The sequence below is a fragment of the Paenibacillus validus NBRC 15382 genome (genome assembly GCF_004000985.1).
GTDB classification, from domain to species: domain Bacteria; phylum Bacillota; class Bacilli; order Paenibacillales; family NBRC-103111; genus Paenibacillus_G; species Paenibacillus_G validus.
Genome location: NZ_BIMH01000027.1, coordinates 57,724 through 68,429 on the forward strand (window position 1 = coordinate 57,724; position 10,706 = coordinate 68,429).

General features: G+C 50.6%; 8 protein-coding genes. All 8 read right to left on the reverse strand.

Annotation, left to right across the window (positions count from 1 at the left end):
- Window positions 1-10: 10 nt before the first annotated feature.
- Window positions 11-1,036: an AI-2E family transporter gene (locus PVA01S_RS17200; RefSeq protein ID WP_127608631.1), complete on the reverse strand. Its 1,026-nt coding sequence runs from the start codon at window positions 1,034-1,036 to the stop codon at window positions 11-13.
- Between the two features lie 146 nt (window positions 1,037-1,182).
- Window positions 1,183-1,899, reverse strand: a complete 717-nt coding sequence (locus tag PVA01S_RS17205) for an ABC transporter ATP-binding protein (RefSeq protein WP_127608632.1) — start codon at window positions 1,897-1,899, stop codon at window positions 1,183-1,185.
- Entirely contained in the window at window positions 1,883-3,706 is a 1,824-nt protein-coding gene (locus PVA01S_RS17210) for a branched-chain amino acid ABC transporter ATP-binding protein/permease (protein ID WP_127608633.1), read from the reverse strand. The genes PVA01S_RS17205 and PVA01S_RS17210 overlap by 17 nt, the downstream gene beginning before the upstream one ends.
- A gap of 17 nt (window positions 3,707-3,723) precedes the next feature.
- The gene (locus PVA01S_RS17215) at window positions 3,724-4,617 is read right to left on the reverse strand and encodes a branched-chain amino acid ABC transporter permease (RefSeq protein ID WP_127608634.1); all 894 of its coding nucleotides are present in this window, start codon (window positions 4,615-4,617) and stop codon (window positions 3,724-3,726) included.
- Window positions 4,618-4,700: 83 nt separating this feature from the next.
- Window positions 4,701-5,930 (reverse strand): ABC transporter substrate-binding protein, encoded by a 1,230-nt coding sequence (locus PVA01S_RS17220; RefSeq protein WP_164751873.1) that lies wholly within the window; start codon window positions 5,928-5,930, stop codon window positions 4,701-4,703.
- 23 nt (window positions 5,931-5,953) lie between these two features.
- Entirely contained in the window at window positions 5,954-7,366 is a 1,413-nt protein-coding gene (locus tag PVA01S_RS17225; RefSeq protein ID WP_127608636.1) for an amidase, read from the reverse strand.
- Between the two features lie 52 nt (window positions 7,367-7,418).
- Complete coding sequence (locus PVA01S_RS17230) at window positions 7,419-8,120, reverse strand: cyclase family protein (RefSeq protein ID WP_127608637.1); 702 nt, start codon at window positions 8,118-8,120, stop codon at window positions 7,419-7,421.
- 561 nt (window positions 8,121-8,681) lie between these two features.
- Window positions 8,682-9,986 carry a group II intron reverse transcriptase/maturase gene (ltrA, locus tag PVA01S_RS17235; RefSeq protein ID WP_054796684.1) on the reverse strand — a complete coding sequence of 435 codons (1,305 nt, stop codon included), beginning with the start codon at window positions 9,984-9,986 and terminating at the stop codon, window positions 8,682-8,684.
- Window positions 9,987-10,706 lie beyond the last annotated feature (720 nt).

Here is a 10,706-nt window from a genome sequence, read left to right on the forward strand (position 1 = left end):
GTCTCATTGCTCATGCACTGGTCTTGTTCTCTCCCTTCGTCGTATCGATGTCAAGGATGTCCAATAAAAAGACGAAGATTGGAATACCGACGATCAAGCCCCAGATTCCCAGGTAATGCTCGGAGAAAATCAGAACAATAAACGTATAGAACATAGGGAGGTTCATTTTCGAAGACATCAGCTTCGGGTTTAAGAAGTAACCCTCCAGGAAATGGAGCACCGCGATCATCGAGAGCACATAGATCAGCATCAGATGCCCGCCGATATTATACCCGATAATACATAAAGGAAGTAATGAAATGAGAAAGCCCGCCACGGGAATTAAACTAAGCAGGAAGATCATGATCGACAGCGCAAACAAATAAGGAAAGCCTAGAATCCATAATCCGATCACCGTAAATATCGTATTGAATATCGCAATAAGAAATTGCGCCTCGATGACTTTCCCGAATGACAAAATGAATTTCTTGCCGAAATACTCAAGCTCTTCATACAGCCAAGAAATTTTGCTTTCTTTCAACCTGGAAGTAAAGGCGATGATCCTGTTTTTCTCAAGAATGAAGACAAGGCTTAAAATGATCGCCAGCACGAAGGTCGTTCCCCAATTGCTGATTCTTAGAATGTATTCGAAGCCTTGTTTGACATAAGCCTGCAAATTCAAGTCTTTCAATGTTTTGTACACATATTGGGAAACTTCATCTTGGGGGACGGGCATATTCGTTAAGCCGATCAACATATCTTTGACCTGTTTGATTTGAACAAAGACCTTCGGCAAATAGTTAATGATCGCAAACACTACGATGGTGACCAAAGCCAGATAAAGCAAAATAATAATGAACTTGCTGTTGATGGCGATGTATTTGCTTAGTTTTCTCGTTAGCATATGTTGCAGACTGTTCATGATGTAAGCTATTAAGAACGTTAACAAAACCAGGTTGAGCATATCCCTTATACTAAATAACAGTACAACGATCAGGGTCAGAATGAAAAATCTTCGTACCGTTAATGTTTCAAAAAAACGCTTAATACTTTCCATCGGTTCATCTCCATTCAAGTAGGCCGCTAATGCGCTCTTTTCTTAGTCTACAGCAATGAAAATGATTATAGCAATGAAATAAACCGAATATAGCGAAAAGAGCGCCCGTTAAGGCACTCTCTTCATGTACGAATGAACAAATCGTCCTAGGAAACACCCAGGTAGGCTTTGGCCACTTCCCGGTTGCCCCGTAATTCTTTGGCTGTTCCGCTCATGGCAATATGGCCGTTCTCCAGTACATAACCGCGGTCGGCAACCGACAGCGCCTTATTGGCCATCTGCTCAACCAAAATAATCGTCATTCCTTCTTGCTTCAAGCCCTTGATGATATCGAAAATTTCATTGACGATAATGGGCGCCAATCCGAGCGAAGGTTCATCCAGCAGCAGCAGCTTGGGCTTGCCGATTAAAGCGCGCGAGATCACCATCATCTGCTGCTCGCCGCCGCTTAACGTTCCCGCCAATTGGTCGATGCGTTCTTTCAGACGGGGAAACCGGAAAAATATATGTTCGAGCTCGCGGTCGAATTCTTTCTGGTTCACCCGTCCCACCCGTTTTTTCAAACCTAAGCGAAGATTTTCATAAACGGTCATACTGCTGAATACTTCTCTTCCTTCGGGTACCAGGGAAATGCCCATGTTTACCGTTTTATGAGCCGTTATATACGTGATATCCTGGTTCGAATACGAAATTTGTCCCGATCGGGGCTTCACCATCCCGAGGATAGCGCTCAACAGCGTCGTCTTGCCCGCTCCGTTGGAACCAATGACGGCGACGACTTCCCCTTCATTTACTTCGAGACTTACTCCCTTCAGCGCATGAACGCCCCCATAATACATATGAAGATCAGAGACTGTCAGCATGTTCCGTCTCCTCCTCTCCGAGATAAGCCTTAATGACATTGGGATCATCCTGAACTTCGTCCGCTTTACCTTCCGCGATCTTTCTTCCGTAATCGATCACGGTCACTTTATCCGAGATGCGCGACACGAAATCCATATGATGTTCAATGAGGATGATCGTCAAGCCGGCTTCTTTCAGCTTGCGAATGACATGCTCAAGCTCAACAATTTCTCCCGACGTCAAGCCGGCGGCCGGTTCATCCAACAGCAGCAGCGACGGTTTGGCCGCCAACGCTCTGGCAATTTCGACGACGCGCTGGTGCCCGTACGCCAGATTGGCCGCTTTGATGTGGCGCAGTCCCTTATATCCCGCCAGATCCAGGTAGGCGTGCGCCAGATCAGCGATCCGCTGCTCCTGTCTGCGCATGCCGCCGGAGCGGAACAAGGCCGAAAACAAATGTTGTTTGTGGGATTGGGCCACGCCGATCATGATATTTTCAAGAACCGTCAACTCGCCAAACAACCGAGTGTGCTGGAACGTCCGGGCAATGCCTTGGTGCAGCATCTCTTGGGGAGTAGATCCGTCAATTTTTTTCCCGTTTAAATAAATATCGCCGGAGGTCGGCGTATAGAAACCGGATATCATATTAATAACGGTGCTCTTGCCGGCTCCATTGGGCCCAATAAGCGACAACACCGTCGAGGACTGAACCTCCAATGAAAGATCTTTAATGACATGAAGCCCGCCAAATTGTTTGTTGAGATTGTTAATGCTGAGCAGCGTTCCGGAAGCGGTATTGGCATTGACGTTCAGCAGTTGCTCGAGCGGTATGGCGTCATAAGCAGCCCGATTTTCCTTGGGCGTTTTTTTCTTTTCCAAATAATCAATGATCGTACCCGATATGCCCTTAGGCAAAAAGTAAAGGACCACAAACATTAATAACCCGTAAACCGCAAGCCGCAAATGGTCGAAGTTCAGAACCTCCGGAAGCAGCACGATAATGAACGAACCGAGAACAGGCCCCCATACGGTGCCGGCGCCTCCCAAAATAATGATCAACACCAATTGAATCGAAGTATGAAAGCCAAAAATATCAGGACTGATGAAGCTGTTCGCATGCGCGTAGATGGCCCCGGCCAAACCGGCAAATACCGCGCTGATGGCGAACCCTACATATTGATAGTAGAACGGCTTGATTCCAAGCGATTCCGCCGCAATCACGTTTTGTTTAATAGCCAGCAGGCTTCTTCCCCATACGGAACGTCTAAAGTTATAGACCAGCACCATCGCGACGACGGCAACGATCAATACTAAATAATACACCTGCGTTAACCCGAATTGATAAGCGCCGATGGCCGGTTTTGCTATGCCCGATATGCCTAACGGACCGCCGGAAAAGGATTCCCACCGGATCAATATTTCATCGATGATGACGCCAAAAGCGATGGTGATCATGGACAGATAAACTCCGCCCGCGCGAATGGTCGGTATCGCAAGAATACTGCCCAGTATCAGACTGACCACAATGCCGATCATCGCCGTAATCCAGAACGGGGTTCCGAAGTGTGTGTTGAAAAAGGCGGCCGAATAAGCCCCGGCGGCCATCAATCCGGCATGGCCGATCGAAACAATGCCCGAATATCCGACTATGATATTCATCCCTATGCTGATAATGGCGAAAACGCCCACCGTATAAAGAAGGTTCACATAATAACTGCTCAGAAAAAGAGGGGCTACGGCCAACAGAGCGAACAACAAGCCGATGGCAACGTTCTTTCCTGACAAGGCCCGCCTGTTATCCAGTTCAATTTGCAGGTTTGCTTCCACATTACATCCCTCTCTTCCTAAACTTTGACCACAGTCCGCGTGCCGAACAATCCCGTAGGTTTAACAAACAGAATCAAAATCACCAACAGGTAAATAATCATCTCCCGGAAATTGGGGGAGACATAGGTGGCAACCAGCAATTCCGAGATGCCCAGTCCCAGTCCCGTAAGGACGATTCCCTTGGCGCTGTTTAGTCCGGAAACCATCGCTACGGCAATGGCCTTTAACCCGAGCGGCAGTCCCACCGCGACGGAAACGGCATAAATCGTAGACATCATGCCCCCGCCGAGTCCGGCCAGAATCCCGCTGAGAATGTAGGCGATGGCCACGATGTAGTTGCTGTTGATCCCCATCAAATTGATGGCTGTATGATTATCGGCCGTAGCTCTCAGCCATAATCCCCAATGGGATTTGAGATAGAAGAAGGTAAGGAAAATAAGAAAAACGCCGACCACCGGAATTAAAATCAATTCCTTCCAATACACGCCGGCCCCGAGCACGCGCACGATGTCTTCGCCGACAGGAGAAGCGACAACATGCTCGTTCGGCCCCCATATGAAATGGGCGACATCCTGAATGATAATGCCGATGGCCAAGGTGCTGAGCACCCAGTTCACAGATGCGGTATCTTTGGCAAACTTTCGAATGGCAAAACGCTCGATAATAATGCCTAGCAAGCCGACAACGATTCCGGCCAACAAGAAGGATAGATAGAAAGGTACGTGCATTATTTCAACGAAGGCATACGTTAACATGCCGCCTAACATGACCAATTGACCTTGTGACATATTTACGGTTCCATTCACAACGAACGTCAAGCTGTATCCCAAAGCAATGAGCGCATACAAGCTGCCTATCGCCAATCCGCTTAACAGCACCTGCACCAGCGTCGCCGCTGCCCCTTCCATCATGGCTGTGTTCCCCCTTTTCGGACATTCACTTATCCACTTGGCTAAGGAGGCGGGACAGGCCCGCCCCCTTATTATGCCAAGCGTTATTGTTTATCGGATTTCACGATAACTCCGTCTTTCCACATATTCATCACGTAGGAGTTGATATCGATCGCATCGTGATTGTCTTTGCTGAACGCCTTGTCCCAATCGCGAATGACGCCGCTGTAAGGCCCCGCGTTATTTTCCAGCGCATCCTTTAACGCTTCCCGGTCTTTTTTGACATCATCGGTCAAGTCAACGGATTCAAGCGCTTTGAAAATCAGCATCGCTCCATCGAAGCCTTGGGCCGCCGCGGAGAAGGTGGTAGGAATATGTCCGAATTTACTTTTGAATCTTTCCAAAAATTGTTTCGACATCTCACGGGTTTGCTCGCTGGTGAAATTCGCCGTTTGGATCGCGAAGGTTCCGGTTGCCAGAGCCCCTCCGACTTCATTGACCCCGAGAGCGGCCATGCCGGTCTCCCCGATCACGGGTACCTTCCAACCGATCTTATCCATCGATTTCAACACATATCCGTTAGGCGCCCCGATGCCGAACAAGTAGATCACATCAGCCCCCGCATCGCGAGCGCGCGTGACTTGCGCAGTCATATCCTGATCCTTCAAGTTAAAGGACTCCACGGCCACCGGCTTTTTCCCCACTTCTTCAAGCGCCTTGGTCATGGCCGATACTGCCCCTTTGCCGTATCCGCCGCTCTCGTGAAGAATGGCGACTTTCGAGGCATTTAAGTTTTTCTCCATAAATTTCAAAGCATATCTCGCCGTAACCTCCGCGTTCATCCGAACGCCGAATGTCCACGGCATCCCGTTCGTGACGGATTCGGGAACGTTCGATGTCGCGACGACGAAGGGCAATTTCTCCTCTTTGATTACCGGGGTTTGCGCCAGCATCACCGTACTGAAGTATCCGCCGATCCCGGCCAGCACGTTTTCTTTTTGGCTGAAATCGCGGATAATACTTACTCCGCGCGTAGGGTTTTCCTCCGTATCGCGAACCACCAATTCAATCGGGCGGCCCTTGACTCCGCCCTTTTCATTGATCATGTCCGTTGCGATTTGCACGCCTTGATAAATGTTGACCGAAGCTTCCGCTGACCCTCCGGTAGCTTCCGTAGAAACCCCGATTTTAATCGGTTTCGCAGAACCGCTTTGGGCGGAGCCGCCCGAGGAAGCTGTGGTTGACGAAGAACTGGAACCGCAAGCGGAAACGATCAAAGCCATTGCCAAGCAGGAAACCAACAAGCCCGCGCCTTTTCTTTTGCTTTTTTTCACATAAACCACCCTTTCAACCGAACTTATTTTTTTATTAAGCTGCGACCAATCGGGTAAGTATCGACCCATGGGCTCGAGACCTCGAAGCTTGCGGCAGCCCTCAGTATATCCGCCTCGCGATTGAAGCCCGCCACGATTTGAAGACCTACCGGCATCCCGTTTGCATCAAAGCCGCAAGGAATCGAGGCAGCCGGATTCCCCGTCAAGTTAAACGGATAGGTATAGTAGGACCAGGACACCATGTTGCGATCGGGCAGCTCCCGAGGCACGTTCATTCCGACATCCACCGAAGATACCGGCAGCGTCGGGGTAAGGAGCAGATCATAGCGCTGGAACAATTGCCGTACTTTCTCGCGCAGCCTGTACCTGCTGAAAACCTTCGTGTAGTAAGCGTCAACCGATTCGTGAAGACGGCCTTGCAGCACTTCGGCCAAAGCGGGGTCGAGGAGATCGCGGCGATGCTGCAAATCGTCCTTAAGCGTCACGCCGATGCCTGCGTAAAAATCGGCCATCCATAAATCAATCGGATCGTCGATGACGTTCTCCACCAGCTCGATGGAGCAGCCCAGGTCTTCAAATCGCCGTACGGCCGTCTCGGTTATCATGCGCACCTCGGCAGTAGGCTTGGCGTAACCTAACGTCGGGCTCCAAGCGATGCGCAATCCTTGGACAGGCATGTCGCAGGCTGCTATGAAATCGGGTGTTCTCTCGGATACGCTAGCCGGATCGCGTCCGTCGTAACCCGAGACGGTCTGCAGCAGTAAAGCGGCATCCCGGACCGTCCTTGACAGAACGCCGACGTGAGCTAAAGTCGGGGTTGCGCTGGTAGGGAAAACCGGAACCCGGCCAAACTGCGCCTTGATGCCGAAAAGTCCGCAAAGGGAGGAAGGAATACGAACGGAGCCGCCTCCATCCGTCCCCAGCGCGAACGGGGTTACCCCCGCGGCGACGGAAGCCGCAGCGCCGGCGCTTGATCCGCCCGGCGACTTGGCGAGGTTCCATGGATTATATGTAATGCCGGTGAGCGGACTGTCACCGCTTCCTGCCTTACTGCCAAATTCGGTTGTCGTCGTTTTGCCTATTATACCCGCGCCGGCAGCGCGGACCCGTTCAACCGAGGGGGCATCAGCCTCCGCGATATGGGTAGCCCGGGTGCGGGAACCGAACGTGGTCCGAACTCCGCCGACATGAATTAAATCTTTGACAGAAAGAGGAATGCCCTGCAGCCGCCCTAGCGGTTCGCCGGCCATGACTGCCTTATCCGCTGCCTTAGCCGCCTCCATGGCAAGCTCCGGCGTCGCCGTTACAAAGGCGTTCAGCGCAGGCTCCAGCGCCGTCATTCTTTCCAGCGTGTCCGACATAACTTCGACTGCCGATAGTTGTTTATTGCCAATGGCAGCCCGTATTTCCAAAGCGCTCATCTTCGCGATGTTCATTCACAACACGGCTCCTTCAGTTCGACTCTTGCGTCAAGGAGATTCCGATCCGTTACTCGTTAATTACGGCATAGGCCCGAACCGGAGATCCGGTACCGCCTTTCACTTTCAGCGGCAGTCCGTAGAACATAAACTCGCCTTTTCCAACCAGCTCTTCTAAATTCACCAGCCATTCATAATGAGAGATGCCCCGGTCGCGGCAAACGCGATGGCTTGGAAAGAGGTTGTCGCTTGGACGATCCGTGGAAGGCCCTTCCACACCGTGCAGCTTGGAGCCGCGATCGGCCAGCCAATGCGTTGCGGCTGCCGTTAAGCCCGGATTGGACCAACAAACTTTACGGTCCGGGTAATGGCGCTTATGCAGTCCCGTATTGATCAGAACGATATGACCATCTATTCGAACCCCTGCTTTTTTCTCCGCTTCTTCAAGATCGGCCACATCTATTTCGCCAAGATCCGGAATATGCGTCAGGTCAAGGCATACGGCCTTGCCAAAAAACATATCCAGCGGCATCTGTTCGATGGAATCCCCGCCCGGCTTGACATGTACATAGGCGTCAACATGCGTGCCGATGTGATCCAGCGTACCGATATAGCTTGTAGCGAAGGTCATCGGATCTTCCGGAACGCCCAAGCCCAGATGAATGGTTTGTTCATGAGTCATATGCGAAGTTATGATCGGGCTTTGGAACAGCTTGTGCGACGGAATATTGTCCTCAATTTCAAGCGTGAGATCTACGATTCGTTCTGCCATGGTATAACCTCCAAAGTCGTTTTTATAATAAAGAGCCTTTGATCCGACCAACCCTGTGCACGAGGCCGATTGTCAGATTATATTACATAACCCGACAAAACGTTTTCTGGTCTGACCAATATAGCTATAAAACCGCAATATAACTTATAAATATCGATTTGTATCTTTGCTTGGTCTGACCAATATGGCGTGGATAATGCTCTGTCGGTTGATGTTAGATCATCCTACAAAGCGTACATTTGGTCCGACCAACTTCTTGAGGCTATTATAGCACCATATTTTGATTCGAAAAGCATTTTGTGTAATGTTTTGTAACATAAATAACAGATTCCGGACAAAAAACTCGCCTTTTCGCCTTTTTTCGCGCAAATAAGTAACACTCAATGTTAACTTAAAATACACCCGATGTACATCGAAGCGTAGAGTAGAGAACTGAAATTTCATCGGAGGGCGCAAGCCCTCCTTTTACTTTTCCAGCTCCCCCTGCATCAAACCGGACGTGAGGTTTTCCCTCATCCGGCTTTCCGATGTTCTTCTTCCTTCAGCGTTACGGTACTTTCTCTAGCTGGCGAGTTTCTTTAGTCCTGCAAGCTGTGCCGCCATGGCGGCTTGCTTGGACCTGCTGTGTTTATTACGACGATTTCGCTTCTTGTTCCAGAACAGCGTGAGGCGTTTTCGGATGTACCAGTCGATCTTGTTCAGGAATGGGTCGGCAAAGACATCGAGTCCATAGTAGTTCTTCCACCCCTGTATCTTGGGGTTCAGTTCCGCCACCATCTGGTTCATCGTCCAGTACAGGCGGTTTCTCGGCTCTGTCGCTTCCTTCACCTTCTGTCTCATGCTCTTCATGGCCTTCTGGGACGGGTAACTGCGAAGGATTGAGATTGTTTTGTTCCCCTTCAGTTTCTTTGGTATTTTCCGGTGATGCATCCCCAGAAAGTCAAATCCTTGTTTATCGTCCCACAGGTTGATGAGCTTGGACTTTTCCCTGTTCATTTCGACTTCCAGCCTTCCGAATACCGCCTTGAGTACGTCGATCGCTCTTAGCGCTTGTTCTTTGGTTTTGCACAAGATCACAAGATCATCGGCGTATCGCACCATGGTTCCCGTCTCTGCGAACTTCTTCTCCCAGATTGTATCCAGGTAGTTCAGATACAGATTCGAAAGTAATGGGGAGATGACGCCGCCCTGAGGACTCCCTAAGTCGGTTTCGTGAAACTGATCATCTTTCACGAATCCTGCTTTCAGCCACTGCCGGATCAGCTTCAATACCCTTCGGTCGCTGATCCGCTGTTCCACCAGTTGCATCAGCTTGTCATGGGCAATGTTGTCAAAGTAGCCCCGAATGTCGATGTCGACCACCCAGTAGACGCCCTTCTTCACCGCTCGGCGGATATGCCGGATCGCCCCATGCTGGCTGCGCTTCGGCCTGAATCCGTATGAGCAGTCTTTGAAGTCGGCTTCGAAGATCGGTTCCACCACTATTTTCGTCGCCATTTGCACGACTCTGTCCCGAATCGCCGGAATGCCCAGCGGCCGCATCTTCCCGTCCGCTTTCGGTATCTCCTTGCGCCTTGCGGGCAATGGTCGGTATTCCCCGTTCTTCAGCGTCGTCTGGATTGCATCTACAAATCGTCCTTCGCCGATGACTTTGACGATGTGATCGATGGTCATTCCGTCTACCCCACCGCTTCCGCCGTTTCCTTTGACCCTTTTCCACGCTTCCCACAGAATATCGCTGCGGTGAACCTTGTCGTATAACGCATGAAACCGCCGCCTCGGATTTCCCTTGGCTGCAAGGCTTAGTGCTTGTTGGAGTTGTTGAGCTTTTACTTTGGCGTCGTTAGCAGGTTTAGCTGCATTCACTGACTCTTACCTCCTCCAAGTACTTGAACAAAGCAGGGGCCCTTCCCTCCATGAGGTTTTGTTGTCCTCACTTCACAGGTACTATAGCCCCCTCCGACTCCCTTCCCGCAGCTCGCCACTTCACCTTTTGGGCTTATAGGTCTGCTCCTTACGAAAAAAAAAAAAAAAATATCGTGCGAGGGAGGGTCTCCCTAGTTCCAGACACAACTTTCTCGGCATGCCGTTCCCCATACACCGGAGAGTTCTTCCGCGCTGCGCTTCCAAGGGCTTCACGCGTCCCATGGCCTTCGCCCAGTTATCCGAGGCTCGGCTCTCTCTTGTCCCTCTCGGGTCTTTTTTGACGATGCGGCAGGATTCACTTCATGTTACGGCCTGTCGATTTGCTCGCACTCCGCAGAGTTACTTTGTCACGGGGCTTCAACCTTAGGATCTCTCCACCAGTTGCCCGTCAGCTACGAGGCGACTTGGCTCTTACCTCGACCGGACTTCCACCGGCTAGTTGTGCCTAGCTTGGCTAGGCGCGCAAAAACAAAAAAGGCCTTCCGGCCTTTTCCTGTTCAACAAATCGTTATACTTCTTTTATTCGGCAGGGAATCGATTCAACGCCTTCATTAAATCAATCGTATGCTCGATATGCCTTTCCATTTCCTCTGCCGCGCGATGCCCGTTCTTGTCAATAACAGCCTGCAGGATCGTCTGATGCTGACGGGCAAAATCGTC